Annotated in this window: 23 protein-coding genes and 3 tRNA genes; 14 read left to right on the top strand and 12 right to left on the bottom strand. The window is 69.6% G+C overall.

The window, feature by feature from the left end; genetic code table 11:
• Positions 1-51: 51 nt before the first annotated feature.
• Genes V1258_RS02775 through V1258_RS02765 form a run of 3 tightly spaced genes read right to left on the bottom strand, consistent with a single transcriptional unit; the run spans position 52 to position 2,674 of the window.
• The gene (locus V1258_RS02775; RefSeq protein WP_329748249.1) at positions 52-942 is read right to left on the bottom strand and encodes a Nif3-like dinuclear metal center hexameric protein; all 891 of its coding nucleotides are present in this window, start codon (positions 940-942) and stop codon (positions 52-54) included.
• Entirely contained in the window at positions 939-1,400 is a 462-nt protein-coding gene (gene sufU / locus V1258_RS02770) for a Fe-S cluster assembly sulfur transfer protein SufU (RefSeq protein WP_329748248.1), read from the bottom strand. The genes V1258_RS02775 and sufU overlap by 4 nt, the downstream gene beginning before the upstream one ends.
• The gene (locus V1258_RS02765) at positions 1,397-2,674 is read right to left on the bottom strand and encodes an aminotransferase class V-fold PLP-dependent enzyme (protein ID WP_329748247.1); all 1,278 of its coding nucleotides are present in this window, start codon (positions 2,672-2,674) and stop codon (positions 1,397-1,399) included. The genes sufU and V1258_RS02765 overlap by 4 nt, the downstream gene beginning before the upstream one ends.
• 191 nt (positions 2,675-2,865) lie before the next feature.
• Here V1258_RS02765 and V1258_RS02760 point away from each other — a divergent pair, with 191 nt between their 5' ends.
• The gene (locus V1258_RS02760) at positions 2,866-3,060 is read left to right on the top strand and encodes a hypothetical protein (protein WP_329748246.1); all 195 of its coding nucleotides are present in this window, start codon (positions 2,866-2,868) and stop codon (positions 3,058-3,060) included.
• 235 nt (positions 3,061-3,295) lie between these two features.
• On the opposite strand, the gene V1258_RS02755 is transcribed toward V1258_RS02760, so the two are convergent.
• Both V1258_RS02755 and V1258_RS02750 read right to left on the bottom strand, forming a co-directional pair.
• Positions 3,296-3,369 (bottom strand) — tRNA-Val (locus V1258_RS02755).
• A gap of 69 nt (positions 3,370-3,438) precedes the next feature.
• Entirely contained in the window at positions 3,439-3,855 is a 417-nt protein-coding gene (locus V1258_RS02750; protein ID WP_329748245.1) for a DUF3052 domain-containing protein, read from the bottom strand.
• Between the two features lie 322 nt (positions 3,856-4,177).
• On the opposite strand from V1258_RS02750, the gene aceE reads away from it, so the two are divergent.
• The 5 genes from aceE to V1258_RS02725 all read left to right on the top strand — a co-directional run bounded on the left by aceE (position 4,178) and on the right by V1258_RS02725 (position 10,703).
• Positions 4,178-6,922: a pyruvate dehydrogenase (acetyl-transferring), homodimeric type gene (gene aceE / locus V1258_RS02745; protein ID WP_329748244.1), complete on the top strand. Its 2,745-nt coding sequence runs from the start codon at positions 4,178-4,180 to the stop codon at positions 6,920-6,922.
• A gap of 117 nt (positions 6,923-7,039) precedes the next feature.
• Positions 7,040-7,996: an ACP S-malonyltransferase gene (locus tag V1258_RS02740; RefSeq protein ID WP_329748243.1), complete on the top strand. Its 957-nt coding sequence runs from the start codon at positions 7,040-7,042 to the stop codon at positions 7,994-7,996.
• 2 nt (positions 7,997-7,998) lie between these two features.
• On the top strand, positions 7,999-9,000 hold the full coding sequence (locus V1258_RS02735) for a beta-ketoacyl-ACP synthase III (protein ID WP_329748242.1): 1,002 nt from the start codon (positions 7,999-8,001) through the stop codon (positions 8,998-9,000).
• Positions 9,001-9,141: 141 nt separating this feature from the next.
• Positions 9,142-9,390 (top strand): acyl carrier protein, encoded by a 249-nt coding sequence (locus V1258_RS02730; protein WP_329746589.1) that lies wholly within the window; start codon positions 9,142-9,144, stop codon positions 9,388-9,390.
• Between the two features lie 71 nt (positions 9,391-9,461).
• Entirely contained in the window at positions 9,462-10,703 is a 1,242-nt protein-coding gene (locus V1258_RS02725) for a beta-ketoacyl-[acyl-carrier-protein] synthase family protein (protein WP_329748241.1), read from the top strand.
• A 306-nt stretch (positions 10,704-11,009) separates the two neighbouring features.
• On the opposite strand, the gene V1258_RS02720 is transcribed toward V1258_RS02725, so the two are convergent.
• The 5 genes from V1258_RS02720 to V1258_RS02700 form a co-directional block, all read right to left on the bottom strand.
• Positions 11,010-11,501: a DUF3145 domain-containing protein gene (locus tag V1258_RS02720; RefSeq protein WP_329748240.1), complete on the bottom strand. Its 492-nt coding sequence runs from the start codon at positions 11,499-11,501 to the stop codon at positions 11,010-11,012.
• A gap of 111 nt (positions 11,502-11,612) precedes the next feature.
• Entirely contained in the window at positions 11,613-12,107 is a 495-nt protein-coding gene (locus V1258_RS02715) for a peptide deformylase (protein ID WP_329748239.1), read from the bottom strand.
• A complete protein-coding gene (locus V1258_RS02710; RefSeq protein WP_329748238.1) occupies positions 12,104-12,661 on the bottom strand; it encodes an OsmC family protein in 558 nt (185 codons plus the stop codon). The genes V1258_RS02715 and V1258_RS02710 overlap by 4 nt, the downstream gene beginning before the upstream one ends.
• Before the next feature lie 112 nt (positions 12,662-12,773).
• Positions 12,774-12,845 (bottom strand) — tRNA-Asn (locus V1258_RS02705).
• Between the two features lie 78 nt (positions 12,846-12,923).
• Positions 12,924-14,114 (bottom strand): LacI family DNA-binding transcriptional regulator, encoded by a 1,191-nt coding sequence (locus V1258_RS02700; RefSeq protein ID WP_329748237.1) that lies wholly within the window; start codon positions 14,112-14,114, stop codon positions 12,924-12,926.
• Between the two features lie 198 nt (positions 14,115-14,312).
• On the opposite strand from V1258_RS02700, the gene V1258_RS02695 reads away from it, so the two are divergent.
• Entirely contained in the window at positions 14,313-15,569 is a 1,257-nt protein-coding gene (locus tag V1258_RS02695) for a glycoside hydrolase 5 family protein (RefSeq protein ID WP_329748236.1), read from the top strand.
• Between the two features lie 115 nt (positions 15,570-15,684).
• A tRNA-Ile gene (locus V1258_RS02690) sits at positions 15,685-15,761 on the top strand.
• Positions 15,762-15,782: 21 nt separating this feature from the next.
• On the opposite strand, the gene V1258_RS02685 is transcribed toward V1258_RS02690, so the two are convergent.
• Together V1258_RS02685 and V1258_RS02680 are read right to left on the bottom strand one after the other, a co-directional pair.
• A complete protein-coding gene (locus tag V1258_RS02685) occupies positions 15,783-16,856 on the bottom strand; it encodes a tyrosine-type recombinase/integrase (protein ID WP_329748235.1) in 1,074 nt (357 codons plus the stop codon).
• Between the two features lie 142 nt (positions 16,857-16,998).
• The gene (locus V1258_RS02680) at positions 16,999-17,550 is read right to left on the bottom strand and encodes a hypothetical protein (protein ID WP_329748234.1); all 552 of its coding nucleotides are present in this window, start codon (positions 17,548-17,550) and stop codon (positions 16,999-17,001) included.
• A 343-nt stretch (positions 17,551-17,893) separates the two neighbouring features.
• Here V1258_RS02680 and V1258_RS02675 point away from each other — a divergent pair, with 343 nt between their 5' ends.
• The 6 genes from V1258_RS02675 (at position 17,894) to V1258_RS02650 (ending at position 20,687) form a co-directional block, all read left to right on the top strand.
• The gene (locus tag V1258_RS02675; protein WP_329748233.1) at positions 17,894-18,100 is read left to right on the top strand and encodes a helix-turn-helix transcriptional regulator; all 207 of its coding nucleotides are present in this window, start codon (positions 17,894-17,896) and stop codon (positions 18,098-18,100) included.
• 80 nt (positions 18,101-18,180) lie between these two features.
• Positions 18,181-18,342: a hypothetical protein gene (locus tag V1258_RS02670; RefSeq protein WP_329748232.1), complete on the top strand. Its 162-nt coding sequence runs from the start codon at positions 18,181-18,183 to the stop codon at positions 18,340-18,342.
• Positions 18,339-18,473 carry a hypothetical protein gene (locus V1258_RS02665; RefSeq protein WP_329748231.1) on the top strand — a complete coding sequence of 45 codons (135 nt, stop codon included), beginning with the start codon at positions 18,339-18,341 and terminating at the stop codon, positions 18,471-18,473. Before V1258_RS02670 ends, V1258_RS02665 begins: the two co-directional genes overlap by 4 nt.
• 14 nt (positions 18,474-18,487) lie before the next feature.
• Positions 18,488-18,808, top strand: coding sequence for a helix-turn-helix domain-containing protein (locus V1258_RS02660; protein ID WP_329748230.1), 321 nt, complete (start codon positions 18,488-18,490; stop codon positions 18,806-18,808).
• Positions 18,809-18,822: 14 nt separating this feature from the next.
• A complete protein-coding gene (locus tag V1258_RS02655) occupies positions 18,823-19,788 on the top strand; it encodes a helix-turn-helix domain-containing protein (RefSeq protein WP_329748229.1) in 966 nt (321 codons plus the stop codon).
• A gap of 278 nt (positions 19,789-20,066) precedes the next feature.
• Positions 20,067-20,687, top strand: coding sequence for a hypothetical protein (locus V1258_RS02650; RefSeq protein WP_329748228.1), 621 nt, complete (start codon positions 20,067-20,069; stop codon positions 20,685-20,687).
• Positions 20,688-20,813 lie beyond the last annotated feature (126 nt).

The raw sequence follows: 20,813 nt of genomic DNA, 5'->3' as shown, positions 1-20,813 counted from the left end.
GGCGGACGCTCGCTCGCGGAGGCGACGGCCACCGCGGTGGTCGGCTCGACCTCAGCCGATCCGCGCCGCCCAGGGGTCCACCGGCAGCGCGCTCACGGTGACCTTGAGGCCGGGCGCGATCTCCCCGAGCAGCTGCTCCGCGAGCGGCAGCCACAGCGCCTCGCTCGCCCCGTGCGGCACGTCGATCAGAGCGGGGACCCGCTCGGCGTCGGCCGCGGACTCGAGATGCTCCAGCACCGGGTGATGCCGCAGGTCCGAGGTGATGTAGACGTCGGCCTCCGCACTGGCCGCCGCTCCCGTGAAGGAGTCGCCCGCGCCCGGGCACACCGCGACGGTGCGCACCGGTCGATCCGGATCGCCGGTGTGCAGGATGCCGCGCGCGGTGGCGGGGACGAGTGCCGCGACCCGCGCGGCGAGATCGCCGACCGTGGTGTGCTCGGGGAGTTCACCGACCACGCCGAGCCCCAGCACGGAGGAGCCGTGCGCAGCTTCCTCCCCCGCGCCGCTCGGCACGAGGGCCCGCACCTGCTGCAGGTCGAGGGACCGCACCCAGGCGCCGACGGTGCCGTGCGTCGAGCGATCCACGTTCGTGTGCCCGCACCACAGCGCCGTGCCGGCGCGGAGCAGGGCCGTGACCACGGCTCCCTTGCCGTCGTCGGCCGGGAGGTGGCTCGCCCCGCGCAGCAGCAGGGGGTGGTGCGTGACCAGCAGCTGGGCGCCCGCCGCGATCGCCTCGCGGGCGACGGCGAGCGTCGGGTCGACGGCGAGGTGCACGGCCGTGACCTCCGCGCCGCGCTCCCCGAGGACGAGCCCCACCCGGTCCCAGTCCTCCGCCCAGGGCAGCGGGTAGGTCGCCTCGAGCGCGGTGACCAGGGAGCCGACGGTGGTCGCGGGTTCCGCGGACGGCTCGGACCGCTCCGGCGGTGCGGTGGCGGGGCTCATGTGCCGAGCACCCCGGTCTCGACGAGCGCCGCCTGGTAGGCCTTCCATGGCATCAGCACGCACTTCACGCGGGCGGGGAACTTCGCTGCCCCGAGCAGGGCGATCCCGTCGCCGATCAGTTCCTCGTCGCCCTCGATGCGTCCGCGCGAGCGCATCGCGGCCTCGAAGTGCTCGCGCACCGGATCCACCTGCGCCGTCGTGCGGCCGATCAGCAGGTCCGCCATGATCGAGGCGGAGGCGCGGCTCATCGCGCAGCCGATCGCGTCATAGGAGACGTCCAGGATCCGGCGCTCGTCGCCGTCGCCCTCCACGTGCAGCCGCAGGGTGATCTCGTCACCGCAGGTGGGATTCACATGGTGGACCTCGGCGTCGAAGGGTTCCCGCAGCCCTTCGTGCAGGGGGCGCTTGTCGTGCTCCATCACGAGCTCGGTGTAGAGGGCGTTCAGTCCGGTGCTCATGCGCGCTCCTCGAAGAACTCGACGGTGCGGGCGACGCCGCGGACGAAGGCGTCGACCTCCGCGGCCGTGGTGTGGACGGAGAAGCTCGCCCGTGTGGTGCCGTGCAGGCCGTAGCGGCGGTGCAGCGGCCAGGCGCAGTGATGGCCCACCCGCACCTCGATGCCGTAGGAGTCCAGCACCTGGCCGACGTCGTGCGGGTGGCGGCCCGCGAGCGCGAAGGACACGGCGCCGGCCCGCTCCGGAGAGGCGGCGGGGCCGATGATCCGCACCCCGTCGATCCCGGCGAGCCCCCCGAGGGCCTGCGCGGTGAGGGCCCGCTCATGGGCGGCGACCTGCTCCATGCCGAGAGCCGAGAGGTAGTCGCAGGCCGCGGCGAGACCGACGGCCTGGCTGATCGGCGGGGTTCCGGCCTCGAAGCGGGCGGGCGGCTCGGCATAGGTCGAGCGCTCCATCTCGACGGTCTCTATCATCGAGCCGCCGGTGAGGAAGGGGGGCATCGCGGCGAGGTGCTCGAAGCGACCCCACAGCACGCCGATGCCGGTGGGACCGAGCATCTTGTGGCCGGAGAGGGCCGCGAAGTCAACGCCGAGCGCGGCGAGGTCCAGCGGCATGTGCGGCGCGGACTGCGCCGCGTCCAGCACCGTGAGCGCGCCCACGGAGCGGGCCGCCTCCACGAGAGTGCCGACGGGGTTCACGGTGCCGAGCACGTTCGACTGGTGGGTGAACGCGAGGACCTTGGTGCGCTCGGTGAGCAGGCTGCCGAGGTCGGTGAGATCGAGGGTGAAGTCGTCGGTCACGGGGATCCAGCGCAGCGTCGCCCCGGAGCGGCGGGCGAGTTCCTGCCAGGGGACGAGGTTCGCGTGGTGCTCCATCTCGGTCACGAGGATCTCGTCGCCCGGGCCGACGCGCAGGTGGTCCGGCACGTCCTGATCGCCGTCACCGAGGGAGCGGGCGACGAGGTTCAGCGCCTCGGTCGCCCCGCGGGTGAAGACCACCTCGTCCGGGGAGGGGGCACCGAGGAAGTCGGCGACCGTCTCCCGCGCGGACTCGTAGGCGTCGGTCGCGGCACCGGCCATGCGATGCGCCCCTCGCTTGACCGCGGCGTTGTCGTGCGTGAGGAAGGCGACCTCGGCGTCGATGACCTGGCGCGGACGCTGCGAGGTCGCGCCCGAGTCGAGATAGATCATCGGGGTGTCCTCATCCAGCATCCGGGTGAGGATCGGGAAGTCCTCCCGGATCGCCTCGACGTCGAACGGTCTGGTCGCTGCGCTCACCTGGGGTGGCCTCCTGGGATCGAGGGCGGTCCGGCCAGTATAGGAAGGTCGGCCCCCGCGCAGACGGGCGTGAGACCCTGTCCACAGTCCGCCCGACCCGCGCGTTCACACCGCCAGACCGCGCCGTCCCCCGGAGGTGCCCGATCGACACCCTCATCCTCGCCGCCCTGTTCGTCTGCGTCCTCGTGACGATGATCGTGTTGATCGGACGGCTACTGGTGCGTCGCCGTCAGGAGCGCGAGCAGTGGGAGCGCGACGGCCGCCCGGAGCGCCCCGAGCCCACCGCCGAGGAGCGCGAGCAGGACCGTCGCGCCTCGGGCATCTGGGTGGTGCTGCTGCTCGCCGTGCCGCTCGTCCTGCTGGCCATCTACTGGGTGACGGGCTGAGGGCTGCTGGGACGGTTCTTCCCGCGCGCGTGTCCCGCCCTGGACGCCCCTCAACCGGTGACGCCGCGAGAACCCCCGCAGACTTGGGGGAATAAGACGCTTATTCCCCCAAGTCTGCGGGGGTTTTGCGGCGGGGGCTGGTGTTCTGCGGCAGATGCGGAAGTTCTGCGGCAGGGGCGGGGCCCGGTGGGGCCGCAGGGGGTCAGGGCGGAGCGAGCCGCGCTCTGAACTGCGGTGGGTCGTGAGGGGCTCGAACCCCCGACCTTCTGGGTGTAAACCAGACGCTCTGACCAGCTGAGCTAACGACCCGTATCGGGGCAGGGCCCCGCGCCCCGGAGGGGCGTCCGTCGGCCGAGCGACCCGGCCGACGGCGTGCGCTCAGCTGCGGCTGGCCAGGCGGGTGCCGGTCCAGTCCGCGGCGAGCGAGACGGTGGACATGACGCGCAGACCCGCGGTGCCGGCGCTCTCCTGGATCTCTGCGGGGAGCACGTGGCCGTCGCGGCCGGCCTTCGGCACGAGCACCCACACCGGGGCGCCCGGCGCGAGGGTCGCGAGGGTGTCGACCATGGCGTCGGTGAGGTCGCCGTCGCCGTCGCGCCACCAGAGGATGACCCCGTCGACGATCTCCTGGCTGTCCTCGTCCTCGAGATCAGCCCCGATGAGGTCCTCGATGGCGTCGCGCAGATCCAGGTCCACGTCGTCGTCGTACCCGAACTCCTGCACGATCTGCCCGGTGGTGAAGGACAGGGCCTCGGCAGCGGAGCTGGACGAAGGGGCGTCGGCCGACGGTGACAAGAAAGGGCTCCTCACGGGAAAGACAACAACGACGGGACCGGGTGGTCCCGGCGCGCCCGACCCGTGTCCGTCGGACCCGGGGGCGGACTGCGCGCGGCCGATCATATGACACGCGGCGCACCGCTGCACCGGCCAGGGACAGGGAACACCCCCGTTCGGCATCCGTCCGGGTGTCCCGAGTCTCACAGATGAGGAGGGATCGTGAAGGACCTCGGGACCCATGGCGACGGTAGGCTTGCCGGACCGAGGCCGACGGAGCCGTGCCCACTGCAGACACCCGCTCCCCTGGCCGGTCCAGCGCCTCCGAAGAGAGAAGGACAGTGTGACTTCGCACGAGACCCCTCGTCCCATCGGCATCAATCTGCCCAGCCATGCCGCGGATCCGGATCCGGAGGAGACCCGCGAATGGCTCGACTCCTTCGACGGTCTCATCGAGCATCGTGGTGCCGAGCGGGCCTCCGAGGTCGTCCAGAGCCTCATCCAGCATGCGCGCGTGAACGACCTCGACCTGCCCGACTCGCTGACCACGGACTACGTGAACACGATCCCGGTCTCGGCGCAGGGCGAGTACCCCGGTGACACCGAGCTCGAGCGCGAGCTGCGCGACATCAACCGCTGGAACGCCGCGATGCTCGTGCACCGCGCCCAGCGACCCGGCGTCTCCGTCGGCGGCCACCTCTCCTCCTACGCGTCCATCGCGAACATGTACGAGGTCGGCTTCAACCACTTCTTCCGCGGGCGCAACCACCCCGGCGGCGGCGACCACGTGTTCTTCCAGGGGCACGCCTCCCCCGGCATCTACGCCCGCGCCTTCGCCATGGGGCGCCTCGGCCAGGAGGATCTCGACGGCTTCCGCCAGGAGTTCTCCTCCGAGCACGGCATGCCCTCGTACCCGCACCCGCGTGCGATGCACGACTTCTGGGAGTTCCCGACCGTGTCGATGGGCATCGGCCCGGTCGCCGCGATCGAGCAGGCCTCCTTCGACCGCTACCTCCAGAACCGCGGCCTGAAGGACACCTCCCAGCAGCACACCTGGGCGTTCCTCGGCGACGGCGAGATGGACGAGGTCGAGTCCCGCGGCGCGCTGCACATCGCCGCGAAGGAGCACCTGGACAACCTCACCTTCGTGGTCAACTGCAACTTGCAGCGCCTCGATGGCCCGGTGCGCGGCAACGGCAAGATCATCCAGGAGCTGGAGAGCCAGTTCCGCGGCGCCGGCTGGAACGTCATCAAGGTGATCTGGGGCTCGGGCTGGGACCCGCTGCTCGAGGCCTCCTCCGACGGTGCGCTCATCGACCTGATGAACTCCACCCCGGACGGCGACTTCCAGACCTACCGCGCCGAGAACGGCGGGTTCATCCGCGACAACTTCTTCGGCCGCGACCCGCGCACCAAGGCGCTCGTCGAGGACATGTCCGATGACGACATCTGGTGGAAGCTGAACCGCGGCGGCCACGACACGCGGAAGATCCACGCCGCCTTCAAGGCCGCCTCCGAGCACACCGGTCAGCCGACCGTCATCCTGGTCCACACCATCAAGGGCTACCGCCTGGGCAAGAACTTCGCCGGTCGCAACGCGACCCACCAGATGAAGAAGTTCACCCTCGAGGACCTCAAGGCCCTGCGCGACACGCTGCACATCCCGATCACCGACGAGCAGCTCGAGTCGGGCAGCGTCTACGACGCGCCGCTCTACCTCCCGGCCGAGGACAGCCCGGTCATGCAGTACCTGAAGTCGCGGCGCAGCGAGCTCGGCGGCCCCGTGCCCTCGCGCCGCACCGAGCACAAGCCGATCGAGCTGCCCGGCGACAAGGCCTACGAGGTCGCCCGTCGCGGCTCCGGCAAGCAGGAGATCGCCACCACCATGGCGCTGGTCCGCCTGCTCAAGGACCTCATGCGCGACAAGGAGTCCGGCAAGCGCTGGGTGCCGATCGTCCCCGACGAGGCGCGCACTTTCGGCATGGACTCGCTGTTCCCGACGGCGAAGATCTACAACCCCGACGGGCAGAACTACCTGTCGGTGGACCGCGACCTGCTGCTGGCCTACAAGGAGTCCACCTCCGGCCAGATCAAGCACATGGGCATCAACGAGATCTCCTCGACCGCGGCCTTCACCGCGGCGGGCACCTCGTACGCCACCCATGACTACCCGATGATCCCGTTCTACATCTTCTATTCGATGTTCGGGTTTCAGCGCACCGGCGACTTCTTCTGGGCCGCGGGCGACCAGATGGCCAAGGGCTTCGTGATCGGCGCGACCGCCGGCAAGACCACCCTGGCCGGCGAGGGTCTGCAGCACATGGACGGCCACTCGCCGATCCTGGCCTACACCAACCCGGGGACCGTCATCTACGACCCGGCGTACGGCTACGAGCTGGGGCACATCATCCGTGACGGCCTGCAGCGCATGTACGGCGTGGACGACCGCCTGCAGGAGGTCTTCTACTACATCACGGTCTACAACGAGCCGATCGTGCAGCCGGCCGAGCCCGAGGGCCTGGACGTCGAGGGCCTGCTCAAGGGCATGTACCAGCTCGAGGGCGCGCCCGAGGGCGAGGGCCCGGAGGCTCAGCTGCTGGCGTCCGGCGTCGGCGTCCCGTGGGCGAAGCACGCCCGCGAGCTGCTGCTTGAGGACTGGGGCGTCCGCGCGACCGTCTGGTCGGTCACCTCGTGGACCGAGATGCGCAAGGAGGCCCTCGAGGCCGAGAAGCACAACCTGCTGAACCCGGAGGATCCGCGCACCCCGTGGATCAGCCAGCGTCTGCAGGGCGTGAACGGCCCGTTCGTGGCCACCTCGGACTACGACTTCCTGGTGCCGGACCTGATCCGCGAGTGGATCCCCGGCGCCTACGGCGTCCTCGGCGCCGACGGCTGGGGCTTCTCCGACACCCGTCCGGCCGCCCGACGCCACCTGAAGATCGACGCGCACTCCATGGTCGTCAAGGCTCTGCAGCTGCTCGCCCGCGAGGGCAAGGTCGACCCGTCGGTGGTCCGCCAGGCGATCGACAAGTACGACCTGACGAACGTGAACGCCGGCCAGTCCGGGTCGTTCGGCGGCGAGTCCTGATCCACGCACCGGGCCGTCCGTCCTCCGGGACGGGCGGCCCGGTGCCGTCTTCCATCCCCTGAGCGGATCCGCTCGGCACCGACCGGACCGCCCTCGATCTCTCCCCTGGAGGTTCCCGTGCTCGCGATCGTCTGCCCCGGCCAAGGAGCGCAGAAGCCCGGCTTCCTGTCCCCCTGGCTCGAGCTGCCCGGCGTCGACGCCGAGCTCGCGGCCCTGTCCGAGCCCGCCGGGCTCGACCTGGCCCAGCACGGCACCGTCTCCGATGCGGACACGATCCGCGACACCGCGGTGGCGCAGCCGCTGCTGGTCGCCGCGGGCATCCTCACCGCGGCCCGGCTGCGCGAGGCGGCGGACGACGCGGGTGCCCTGCCGGCCGCCGATCTGATCGCCGGGCATAGCGTCGGCGAGGTGACCGCCGCGGCCCTCGCCGGGGTGCTCTCCGACGCCGACGCGATGCGCCTGGTCGCCGTCCGCTCCCGGGCCATGGCCGGCGCGGCGGCCGCCGAGCCGACGGGCATGGCCGCCGTCGTCGGCGGCGTGCGCGAGGAGGTGCTCGAGGCGATCTCCCGCCACGGCCTGCACCCCGCCAACATCAACTCCGCCGGGCAGGTCGTCGCCGCCGGCGCCGTGGACGCGATCGCCGCCCTCGGCGAGGACGCCCCGGCCCGCGCCCGGGTGATCCCGCTGCAGGTCGCCGGGGCCTTCCACACCCCGTACATGGCCGGTGCCCGCGAGGAGCTCGCGGCCTTCGCCCCGACCCTCTCCCCTTCCGACCCGAGCGCGCCGCTGATCTCCAACGCCGGCGGCGAGGTGGTCACCGACGGCTCCCGCTATCTCGACCTGATCGTCACCCAGGTCGCCTCCCCCGTCGACTGGGAGGCCTGCATGGGGGCGCTGCGGGATAGCGGGGTCACCGCGATGCTCGAGGTCGCTCCGGCCGGCACCCTCGTCGGCCTCGCGAAGCGCGACCTCAAGGGCATGGCTCTCGCGACCCTCAACACGCCCGATGATCTCGAGACCGCCCGCGCCCTGGTGCGCGAGCACGCCGGCACCGCCGCCGCACAGGAGGACTGAGCATGGCCCCGACACTGAAGACCCATCCCGTCGTCGCCGGCTCCCGGGTGCTCGCCTACGGCGCCGCCCGCGGCGACCTGGTCGTCCCCAACGACGACCTGGTCGGCCCGATCGACTCCTCCGACGAGTGGATTCGCCAGCGCACAGGCATCGTCACCCGCACCCGCGCCTCCCGCGAGGTGGGCGTCAAGGACCTCTCCCTCACGGCGGCCCGCGAGGCGATCGAGCGCTCCGGCATCGCCCTCGACACCCTCGACGCGATCATCGTCTCGACGATCTCCTTCCCCTATCCCACGCCGTCGCTCGCGACGCTGCTGGCCGGCGAGCTGGGGCGCCCCGACGTGATCGCCTACGACATCTCCGCCGCCTGCGCCGGTTTCGCCTACGGCATCGGCCAGGCCGACGCCCTGATCCGCTCAGGCAGCGCCCGGAACGTGCTGGTCATCGGGGCGGAGAAGCTCTCCGACTTCGTCTCCCCCACCGACCGTTCGATCTCCTTCCTGCTCGGCGACGGTGCGGGAGCGGCCGTGGTCGGGGCGAGCGAGGAGCCGCTGATCGGCCCGACCGTGTGGGGATCCGACGGCGACAACTGGAACACGATCCGGATGACCGGGTCGATGATCGACTACCGCGACGGCACCGCCGAGTGGCCCACCCTCGAGCAGGACGGCCGCACCGTGTTCCGCTGGGCCGTGTGGCACACCGCGGAGAAGATCCGCGAGATGCTCGAACTGTCCGGCCTGACCGTCGACGACATCGACGTGTTCGTGCCGCACCAGGCGAACATGCGCATCATCGACGAGCTCGCCAAGCAGCTGAAGCTGCCCGAGTCGGTCGTGATCGGCCGCGACATCGCCGAGACCGGCAACACCTCAGCCGCCTCGATCCCGCTGGCGACCCATCGCCTGCTCGAGGAGGGCGCCGCGAAGAGCGGCGACGTGCTCGTGCAGTTCGGCTTCGGCGCGGGCCTCGCCTACGCCGGACAGGTGCTGATCCTCCCCTGACACCGCACCGGCGGTCCCGGGGCGACAGCCGCTGTCGCCCCGATCACGACCCGCCGGTCACTTAGCGGCCCCTGCCGGGCGACCGCCTCCCGCGCGGGTAGTCTGTCCCCGCCACACCATCCGGAAACCTAAGGAGAACCCATGGCACACACCGAGAACGAGATCCTCGAGGGCCTCGCCGAGATCGTCAACGAGGAGACGGGTGTCGCCACGGAGGACGTCAAGCTCGAGAAGTCCTTCACCGACGACCTCGACATCGACTCGATCTCGATGATGACCATCGTGGTCAACGCCGAGGAGAAGTTCGACGTGCGCATCCCCGACGAAGAGGTCAAGAACCTCGCCACCGTCGGCGACGCCGTCAAGTACATCGCGGGCGCCCAGTCCTGACTCCCGCCCGACGCCCGGGACGGGTTCCGTCCCGGGCGTCGTCGTTCCCGCACTTCGCACCGGAGGTCTGAATGTCCGCAGCAAGCACCCGTGTCGCCATCACCGGCCTCGGCACCGTCAACCCGCTCGGCGGGGACGTGGCCTCGACCTGGGAGGCGGCCCTCGCCGGGACCTCCACCGCCCGCACCCTGGACAACGACTGGCAGGAGAAGTACGGCCTCGCCGTGAACTTCGCCTGCGAGGTGCGGATCGACCCGTTCGACCACCTGGCCCGCCCCGAGGCGAAGAAGCTCGACCCCTCGGGCCAGTACGCGATGATCGCCGCCCGCGAGGCCTGGGCCGACGCGGGCACCCCCGAGGTGCCCGGTGAGCGCCTCGGCGTGGTGGTCGGCACCGGCATCGGCGGCGTATGGACGATCCTGGACCAGTGGGACGTGGTGCGGGAGAAGGGCGCCCGACGGGTCAATCCCTTCACCGTGCCGATGCTCATGGCCAACTCCTCGGCCGCGCACATCGAGATGGACCTCGGCGCGAAGGCCGGGGCGCACACCCCCGTCTCCGCCTGCGCCTCCGGCGCGGAGGCCGTCGCCCTCGGCTTCGACATGATCCGCGCCGGCCGTGCGGACGTGGTCGTCGTCGGCGGCACCGAGGCGTGCGTGCATCCGCTGCCGCTCGCCGGCTTCGCGAACATCCGCGCGCTGTCCACGCGCACGGACGACCCCGCGACCGCGTCCCGTCCCTACGACGTGGACCGCGACGGCTTCGTGCTCGGCGAGGGCGCGGCGATGCTCGTGCTCGAGAGCGAGGAGCACGCCGCGGCGCGCGGCGCCCGGATCTACGGCTACGTCGCGGGTCGCGGGATGGCTTCCGACGCGTACCACATCTCCGCCCCGTCGCTCGAGGGCCAGGCCCGTGCCATGCGCGAGGCGGTCGCCGACGCGGGCCTCACCGCCGCGGACATCGTGCACGTCAACGCCCACGGCACCTCCACCCCGCTCGGCGACATCGCGGAGCTGAACGCGGTCTCCGCCGCGCTCGACGGGGTCACCGACCAGATCGTGGTCTCCTCGACCAAGTCGATGACCGGTCACCTGCTGGGCGGCGCCGGGGCCCTCGAGACGCTCTTCGCGACCCTCGCGGCGCACCACCGCATCGCCCCGCCGACGATCAACATCGAGAACCTCGATCCCGAGACGCCGATGGCGATCGCGCAGAACACGCCGGTCGAGCTGTCCCAGGGCGACGTCGCCGTGCTAAACACCACCTTCGGCTTCGACGTCCACGACTTGGCTGTGGTGGTCACGAGCGCCTGAGCCCGACAGCCGCAGAGCGCCCGCTCCCCTCGACGGGGGCGGGCGCTCTGCGTTGTGGGGTGGGGCGAACGCCAATCTTCTCCGCACTCGCCACACCTCGAGCTATGGCCTCGCCAAGTCCGCCGTACCCCGATCCCCGCTCCCGCCGCGCCGCGCCGCGCCGCGCCCGAGTGTTGCATCTGGACCGTCACCAGGGGCTCTAGGCGGTCCAAACGCAGCACCCGACGACGCGCACTGCGGGGAACGACGCGCACGGCGGGGAGCCAGGGGTCGTCTAGAAGAAAGCCGACGTGCGCCGGCGTCGGCTCAGCTGACGCGGTGCAGCCAGCGCATGGGCACGCCCTCGCCAGCATGGCGGTAGATCTCGAGGTCCTCGTCCCAGGGCTCGCCGAGGGCGACGCCCAGCTCGCGCTTGAGGGCCAGCGGGTCATCGCCCGCCCGCTCGAGGCAGCCGCGCACGTGGTCCTCGGTGAGGACGATGTTGCCGGCGCGGTCGGTCGCGGCGTGGTGGATGCCGAGCTCCGGGGTGCAGGACCAGCGGGCGCCGTCGCTCGTGGCGGTGGCCTCCTGGGTGACCTCGAAGCGCACCTCGTGCATTCCGCGTAGGGCGCTGACGAGCTGGGCGCCGGTCGTCTCGCGGCCGCGCCAGGTCATCTCGGCGCGCAGCAGGCCGCGGCCGACGGGCTGCTCCTCCCAACGGAAGCGGGAGGGCACGCCGAGGACTCCGCTCGCTGCCCAGTCAATATGCGGTGCGAGGGCTCGCGGCGCGGAGTGCACATACAGAACGCCCTGAGTCATCTCGTTCCTTCCGGTCTCCGATGCGTCTTCCCCACGTATCGGAACTGCCGGGGTTCGCCGCGCCCGAGGGTGCGGCAGGAGAACGAGGCTCCAGGTCGAACGGGTCCGAGCTTAGAGGGTCTCCCTGATCTGGCGCAACGCCTTCTTCTTCACGGAGCGCTCGAGGCCGTCGATGTAGAGCTCCCCGTCGAGATGCGCGACCTCGTGCTGGATCAGGCGGGCGATGATGCCCTCACCGGCCAGCTCGATCTCGGCGCCGTCGACGTCGGTGCCGACGCAGCGCGCGAAAGCGGAGCGGGTGCGGGGGAAGAACAGCCCCGGCACGGAGAGGCAGCCCTCGTCGTCGTGCTGCAGCTCGTCGGAGAGCTCGACGATGACGGGGTTGAGGATGTGGCCGACCCGCTGGGTGTGGGTGGGCAGGTGCCAGGAGAAGGCGCGCAGGCTGACGCCGATCTGGTTCGCGGCGACGCCCGCGCGCGCCTCGTCGTCCACGGTGTCCTCGAGGTCCCGGACCAGACGGCGGGTGGCATCGGTGACCGAGCGGATCGGGTCGCAGGGGGTGCGCAGCACGGGATCGCCGACGAGGCGGATGGGACGGACGCTCATCCCTGGCCCCCCTCGCCCTCGGCGCGCGCGTCGGCGCCGGTCGGACCGACCTCGGAGCCGGTCTCGGCGTCGGCGGGGCCGGCCTCGGCGTCGACCTGGTCGGTCTCGGCGCCCAACACTCGGTGGGCGACCTCGAGGCCGGGGACGACGCTCCGCTCGACCGTGCAGCCGGCGGCCACGGCCCGCGAGAACACCTTCACCACGGTCGCGATCTGCTCGGGCGAGAGGCCCTCGAGCGGGAGCTGCACCTGCTCCTCGACGCGGTGGTACCGGTTGTCGGCAGGATCGGAGGTGCCGTGGGCCCACAGGCGCATCGGGAAGTCCTCCCCGAGGCGGCGGGCGAGGTTCACGTCGCTGGACATCCCGGCGCAGCCGATCAGGGCCAGCTTGAGCAGCTCGCCGGGGTTGATCTCGCCCTCGCCGTGGCCGATGCGGATCTCGACGCCGCGCTGGTTGCGGCCCACGAGGGTGCGCGCACCGGTGCGGTCCGCCCAGACGCTGCCGGGGCCGAAGTCCTCGGGCAGGTCGAAGGTGTCAACGGGGACGGTGGGCATGGCGGTCCTCCAGGGTCGGGCGCGGCCGCCGACGTGCGGCGGTCGCCGCCGGGTGCGGCAGGTGCTGACATGGGAAGAGCCCCGGATCTCTCCGGGGCTCTTCCTGCGTGGGCTCCCGCAGTTGGATTCGAACCAACAACCGTTCGATTAACAGTCGAGTGCTCTGCCGTTGAGCTATGCGGGATCGACCTGAGAGACTTTAGCAGGATCCCCGGGGTGCGCGCACGCCGGTTCCCCGCGCCCACCGGGCACTATGACGCATCTAACCCTGGGTGGCGGACGATCCGCCGACGGTCCGGTCGGGGTCCCCGTCGACGGCGAGCAGCAGCGGATCGGTCGCGGCCCGGGGGTCACTCGAGGCGCGGATGATCAGCTCGGGCTCGATCGCCCGGAGCTCGGGGCGCGCGTCCTCGGCGGCGTCCCGCCCGTCGGCCGCTCCCCCGCCGCGATGTGCCCCGCGGTCCTCCTCGATGAGCTCGAGGATGCGATGGGCGGCACGTCGGCCGTACTCGACGGCCGAGCGACCGATCGCGGTCAGCGGCGGCCGATGCATCCGCGCGAGCGGCGAGTCCTCGTAGCTGGCGATCGCGACCTGGCCGGGGATGTCGACACCGCTCTCCTGGAGGACGTGCGCGCCGGCGAGGGCCATCTCGTCGCTGTCGAGGATGATCGCCGTCGGCGGCTGTTCGCCGGCGACCAGCTCCGCGACGCAGCGCGCGGCGCCGAGCGCCCCGAAGCCCGCCTCGTGGAGGGTCCCCGTCGCGCCCCGCTCGGCACAGACGGCGAGGAAGGACTCGTCGCGCTGGGCGGTGTGGTGGTAGCCCCGGGTGCCGGCGACGCGGGCGATGCGGGTGTGGCCGAGATCGGCGAGGTGCTCGACGAGGAGGCGGGTCGCGAGGGCGTCGTCGACGTACACCGACGGGAGGGTGCCGTGATGGCCGGGTCCGCCGATCACAAGGGCCGGACGCCCCAGCTCCTCGAGGGCGGGGATGCGCGGGTCCTCGAGCTGCAGGTCGACCATGACGATCCCGTCGACGCGACGCTGGGCAAACCAGCGACGATAGGTGTCGATCTCGGCCTCGGCGGACTCGACGATCTTCATCTGCAGGGAGTAGTCGCGGGAGCTCAGCACCTCCTGGAGCCCTGCGGAGAAGGCCCCGAAGAAGGCCTCGTTGCCGAGCACCTCGGCCGGGCGTGCGAGCACCATCCCGACCGAGAGCACCGGTGCGCCGGCCAGCGCGCGGGCCGACGGGGACGGCTCCCAGTGCAGCTCGCGGGCGATCTCCAGGATGCGGGCGCGGGTCGCGTCGGAGACGCCGGGGCGGCCGTTCACCGCGAGGGAGACCGCTGCGGAGGTCACGCCGGCGCGGGCGGCGATGTCCGCGATGGTGACGCGCTGGCCGCGGCCGCTGCCTCGCCGGGCGGGACTGCTGGAGGTGCTGGGGGTGCTCATGACATTCCTCCCGAGGTCGTGGAGACAGGAGGAGAGCGCTCGCCCAGTCTTCTACTTGAGCGCTATAGTAGTCGCCAGGATGCCTCCCGTGCAGCTGTCCGACCCGTGGAATGACCCACCGGACCGGTCACGCCTCACCTGCGGGATCGGCACGCCCGTCTCGGAGCGCCCTCCACCCGATCAGCCGGAAGGACGACGATGTCTTCCCCCTCCCCCGCCGTCCCGCCGCGCTTCGGCGTCAACTACACACCTCGCCGCGGCTGGTTCCACGCCTGGCTCGATCTGGAGCCCCAGGAGATCGTCGAGGATCTCGCCGCGATCGCCTCCCTCGGCGCGGATCACGTGCGGATCTTCCCGCTGTGGCCGCTGCTGCAGCCCAACCGGACCCTGATCCGGCGCCGCGCCCTCGAGGACGTGCGCACCGTCGTCGACCTCGCGGCGCAGGTCGGGCTGGACGTCGTGGTCGATGCGTTGCAGGGGCACCTCTCGAGCTTCGACTTCGTGCCCAGCTGGCTCACCTCCTGGCATCGCCGCAACATGTTCACCGATTCAGAGGTGGTCTCCTCCACCGCGGATCTCGTACGGGCGCTTGGCGCGGAGCTCGCCGGGGCGCCGAATCTGATCGGACTGAGCGTCGGCAACGAGGTGAACCAGTTCTCCGCCTCCAACCACCCTGACCCTGATCCGCTGAGCGTCGAGCAGGCCGCGCAGTGGACCGCCACGATGCTCGGCGCCGCCCGGGAGTCGTTGCCGGAGGGGCTGCACTCCGTCGCGAACTACGACGCCGCCTGGTTCCTCGACGACCACTCCTTCACGCCCGACCAGTCGGGGACGCTCGGCGACGCGACCGTGGTGCACTCGTGGATCTTCGACGGGACCGGCCAGCGCTACGGCGGCCGCTCGTACGAGACAGCGCATCGCGGGGAGTACTACCTCGAGCTCGCCCGCGGCTTCTCCCCTGTGCCGGAGCGTCCGCTGTGGCTGCAGGAGGTGGGCGCTCCGCGGAACGTGCTCGAGGAGGCGGACGTCCCGTGGTTCGTCACCGAGACCATCGTCCACGCCCTCGACGTCCCCCAGCTGTGGGGCGTGACCTGGTGGTGCTCGCACGACGTGTCCGCAGACCTCGCGGACTTCCCGCCGCTCGAGCACACCCTGGGACTGTTCGACGCCCAGGGCCGCCTCAAGCCTGCCGGTGAGGCCTTCCGGGATGTCGTCGCCCACGGACACGAGACGGCAGCGCCGGCTCCGCGCGGACGGGCGATCGACTGGCCCGTCGGCCCCGAGCCGCTGCTCCGTCGCGGCGCCGCCGCGCCGGGCGGCGCCGTGTTCGAGGCGTGGATGGAGGCGTCCCGGGCCGAGGAGCGGCCGACGATCCGCGTGGTGCGCGAGGAGGTCGAGCTCGCCGGCGGCGATACCCGCACCGGCGGTGCCGCCGCGACGCGGCGCGTGGACTGATCCCCTCCTCCCCCGCTGGCGATCCCGGGGCGTGGTGCACCTCGCGACGGCCGCGCATCACGGCAGGTCACATGGACCAGGGGTGGTAGATTCTGACCGGCCCTTGACGGGCCACGGCCCAGTAGCTCAGCCGGTCAGAGCAGCGGACTCATAATCCGTCGGTCGCGGGTTCAAGCCCCGCCTGGGCTACCAGGTCAGAGCGATATCTGACCATCACGCAGCATCGTCGGTACGCAGTGGGTACGCAGCAGCATTTACGGACGCACCAAGGTCCAGCAGGTCGTCGTCCCACAGCCCCGCGTACACGTCCAGCGTCATCGTCGCCGACTCGTGCCCGAGCATCCGCTGTAGCGCCTTCACGTTCGCCCCGGCCCGGATCGCCACCGATGCCGCTGTGTGCCGTAGATCGTGGATACGTAGCGCGGTGGGGATCGGGTCGGGCCGCTCGTCCTCGCCCTCGGCGGGAGTGTTCACCGATACCACGGCGGGGCGCAGAACACGGCTAGTCCAGTTGCCGGAGCGCAACACTCCCCCGGCAGGCGTCTGGAACACGTCAGCAGCCCCAGGACGGCCCTTCACGAGTGCTCGCAGCTCGGAGTCCAGACCGGCAGGGAACGGCACCCAGCGGGACGCGTGGTCCTTCGGGGTGCCCGTGATGATCTTCCCTGCATCCTCGGAGTAGGTGCGGCGCACGTGGACGATATGCCGGTCGAAGTCCAGTGCGTCACCAGTGATCGCCACCGCCTCGCCCCACCTCAGGCCCGTGAACGCGAGGAAGCGCATCAGGGCCGCGTCCGCAGCGCGTGGCATCGCGTCGGCTATCTCGTGCACCTGATCGACGGTCAGGAATACGGCATCGCGTGACGTTTTAGCGCGTGGCGCTTTCATGCCTTTAGCGGGATTCTTTGCGAGCGCCCTATCAGCAACCGCAAGATCAAGAATCTGCCGATATAGGATGAACGCCTGCCGTGCACGGGAGGAGGACACTTCTTTTTGCATGTCGGCGAGCCATGCGCGAATCTCGGATTCGACTATATGCGCCAGCTGCACGTTCTCCCATCGCGGGAGAATGCGGGAATCAAGCAGTGATCGTTCCCCGGACGCTGTCTTTTGCTTCACCGTTCGGCCAGCAGTGAATCGCTCCGCGAGCGCACCGAATGTCTGCGCACCGGAGCGCGGATCGACATACTCGCCACGGTGCAGGTTTGCGCTAATCGCTTCTACGTGCTTCTGAGCGTCGATCTTGCGCGTGAAGGATTCTGTGCGCTCCCTGCCCTGATCGTCCACCCAGCGGGCACGCCAGCGCCGCCCCGGCTTGACTAGCTTGCACTTGCCTCCACCGGGGCATGGCTTATCTGTCGCGGGATGCCGGGCCGTCGGCTCCCCGGTCCCCTTGTTGTGCCACAGGTCTTCAACGCCGGCTCTACGGTTACGCCTCTGCATAAATGTAGCCCTTATCCTTTGCGCGCCGGACCCAATTCTCCGCCGTAGACCGCTTTAGGTTCAGTCCCTTCTCAACGCGATGCGTCGGCTTCTCGCTGAGCGCATAGCTACAAGCGTAAATTCTCGCAACCTCTTTGAGAACATCGTCCGTGGGCGAAAGCGGCGGGCCTTCATAGCGGAAGAATGGTCGATAGGAAAACCACTCTCCGGCTTCGTTAAGCTGCGCTAGGCTTCGACGTCCACCGAGAGAGGCAAAATCTCCCACGAGATAGTTGCGGATGAATGTTGCGCTTATGCCGCCTGGATGCTCCGTCTCAATAGCGAGCGACCGCACCTCGTAGCGGAAGTGCACGAGCTCGACCTCCGTCTTCACGGTGAACGCAACAGTCCCGTCAGGTCTGCGCTGCTCCGTCTCCGCGCTACCGCTGGACGTCTGCGCCGCATACAGGTTCGGTGCCAGCTCCACCGACTCGCGATCCGCGAACCATGGCATCGGATACGGCGGATAGGGCGGTGTCAGCGGCGAAGCGAAGTACATGCAACCCATCGTGCCACAGCCGCCCAGGCAGTTACCGTTTCGTGACCTAGGTGCTGTTGTCACAGCCCCTCAATGTTGGGTATCTTTGTCATCGCCACCCAAGGAGCGGGGCGGCGAGTTGACAACTGAACAGCGAAGACCGCAGCGGCACCGACGAGTGCAAGCCCGCTGACGACTCTCCCGCGATTGCGAGAGGACCCCGGCCCGAGGGGGATATACAGGCCCGCCACAGCGACGGCGTGAAGTCGCTGAGAGAGCACGCCCGAACTCATGGCGCGCACCGGCAAGCACCGGTCACCAAACGCCCCACAACCGCAGCAGCACACCCCACTAGGAGCACCCCATGACCCACACCACCGCCCCGGCGATGCTCACCGAGCAGGACGTCGTGAACATGACCGGCCTCGCGCGAGGAACGCTCGCCTACTGGCGACACGCAGGGCAGGGACCCCGGTCCTACAAGCTCGGACGCCGCGTCCGCTACGACGAGTCCGACGTCCTCGCCTGGATTCAGCAGCAGAAGGCCGCTACTTCACGCGGCGGAATCTGACCACCCGCACCACCCGGGGACCGTCACCAGACGGCGGTCCCCTCACCGCCCACCCAAAACACGCTCAGAAGGAGCACGCCATGACTCACCTCAGCCTCACCCCCGCGAAGTACGCCGCCCATGCCAAGGCCCTCGCCGACTTCCGTTCGAACCCCGACGCGACTGTGGACGACCTTTGGCGTCTATCCGACACGCTCGGCATCTCCGCCGCCGACCTCATGCGCACCTGGGAGGGGAAGTGATCACCGCCCCGCCTCGCCGCAGGACCGCCCAGGAAGTCCTGGACGGCTCCGTGCGCGCTCTCCTCGCCGACGCCCACCGCGACGGCATCCACCCCTACAAGGCCCTCATGGACGCCCTGCGCGCCCGCTGAAGAACAGGAGCGTCATGCACACCGACACCCTGCCCGCCCCCGAACGGCAGGCCGACCTGATGCACAGCATCGAGCACCAGCCCGCCCTGTCGCGACGGGACCGCGCCGTCCTGCTGCACCTCGCATCGCTGGCGTTCAACGGCAGCTCGGCAATCGCCGGGTACAGAGAGGTTGCGAAGAGCACCGGCATGGACCCGAGGACCGTGCGCCGCTCACTCGCCGACCTCCAGCGCCGACGAATCCTCTACCCCGTGCAGCGGCTCGACCCCTACGGCGGACGCCTGTCCAACGAATACATCATCGAGCGGGGCCGCATCGACGGCCTCGATTCCTGAGAGGAGACGAGTAGATGGCCACCGAGTCCTCTCCGTCCAAGATGCGCTACGTGACCCTGCTCCGACGCAGCGGCCTCGCACCCGCCGAGTACCTGTTGCTGATGACGATCTGGACCTACAGCGACGAGAAGATGGCGTCCGCCTTCCCGTCCGTGAACCAGCTCGCCGAGGACACCGGACTCTCGCCCCGGTACGTCAAGACGGTGCGGAAGAAGCTTGAGGAGCGCGGCTTCCTCATCCTCAAGTCACGCGGCGGGAGGAGGCAGGGGAAGCCCGAGGCGTCCGAGTACCGCCTCGCCTTGCCTTCTCAGAATCCGCCCCAGATGGGTGAACCACAGATCACCCCTTCGGTGGAGATGGGTGATCCACAGATCCCTTCAAGGGTGATCCACAGATCCGAAATGGGTGAACCACAGATCACCCCATCAGATCCTGATCAGATCAACGATCAGATCCACCCGCGTCGGGACTCGCCTGCGCCTCGCCCTCCCCGGTCCGAGAGTTCGTCAGGGGAGGGATTCAAGGAGTGGATCAATCTGTTTCCGAGCACGAAGCGGCGGAAAGTTGACGACGCCCGTGCGAAGTACGCGGAGACGATCGAGAGCGTCGATCACAGCATCCTCGTGGACTCGACTCGCGCCTACCTCGATCACGAGCAGCAGAACGAAGGCGGCAAGTACATCGGGCAAGCACTCGCCGTTCTCGAAGATCGACGCTGGGAGAAGCACAAGCCGAAGCCCGACCCGAACCTCCAGCAGATCACAGGGCTCCGGTTGAACCGGGATCGTCTGCACAAGCCCGGGTCGGACGAATGGCACGAGTACAACCAGCAGATCGAAGAGGCGGAGCAGAACCTCATCGACCGCCAGGGATACATCCGCGATGTCGACGGGATCCTGAGGAAGCCCGAGCTGACGCCCGAGCAGAAGAAGGCTCGTGCCGACTTCCTGCGGATGAACCCCTACCTGCTCAACTCCTGACACCTCCCCCACGTCCCGTGAGCCGCAGTCAGACCAGGACTCACGGGACTATCGCCCCAGGGCCGTAGAAACCCCGCAGAACGGCCCCTACGGCCTCCCAGGGCCACTACTAGCAAGCCCCCCATCGCTACGAGGACACCGGACCGCCTCACATAGTCCTGTACGGCATTCTTTGCCCCCTAGAAGCGACGAACAGCCCGTGAGCGCCTACGCATTCACGGACACCTCTAACGGCCCTCAGAGCCGCCACTGTCTCACCATCTCAGAAAGCACGCCCCATGAAAGCAACCAAGCACGGCGTCTGGGACTTCACCGAGGACGAATGGGCCGCGATCGACAAAGCGGTCCGCAACGTCTACTTCAACAACATCAGCAGACTCCCCGCCCACTGGCAAGGCACCCCCAGCGATCCAGCAGGGGAACTCCGATCCTGGACCTACGAATACGCTGCCACACACGCCCAGGAGATACACGAGCGCGCACACACCCCCCCGTTCATCACCCGACTACTCAGTAAGCGACTACAGCAATACCTCAACCGCCACACGGAGAAGCGCCCAGAAGTCCCGTTCGGCATCGGGTCGACCTTCGACAGGAACGTCCTGGACGCCCTGGGAGGCCCAGGAAGCCCCGTTATCGCCCCCGCAGAGCGCGATCCTTACGCGGACGCTCTAGAGCCGTACAAGCGCCTCCTGACGCCTGCACGACGCCGGAGGCTGTGGGAGCTGATGAACCCTGGCGAAACCAAGACGACCAACTATCTCGATCCCACCGGAGAGAAAGCTACCGAGCACGTCTACCTCGAACACCTCCAAAAAATCCTTGACACTCAACTATTCCACCCCGGCAACCACTGCAAATGTGGAGAATGCGTGAACATGATCAGACTCGCCGCATAAACCATCCCCGACTGTGCGATATAGACAGTGAAGGCGAACAGCACTTCACAACCGCGAAGCCTCGACCCATCCCAGGGTCGGGGCTTTTTTGCTGCCCAAAAACGAAGGGGCACACCATCACAGGAA

Origin of the sequence: Brachybacterium sp. J153 (assembly GCF_036311905.1) — a bacterium.
Classification (GTDB): domain Bacteria; phylum Actinomycetota; class Actinomycetes; order Actinomycetales; family Dermabacteraceae; genus Brachybacterium.
This window is presented reverse-complemented; position numbering and strand designations above follow the sequence as displayed.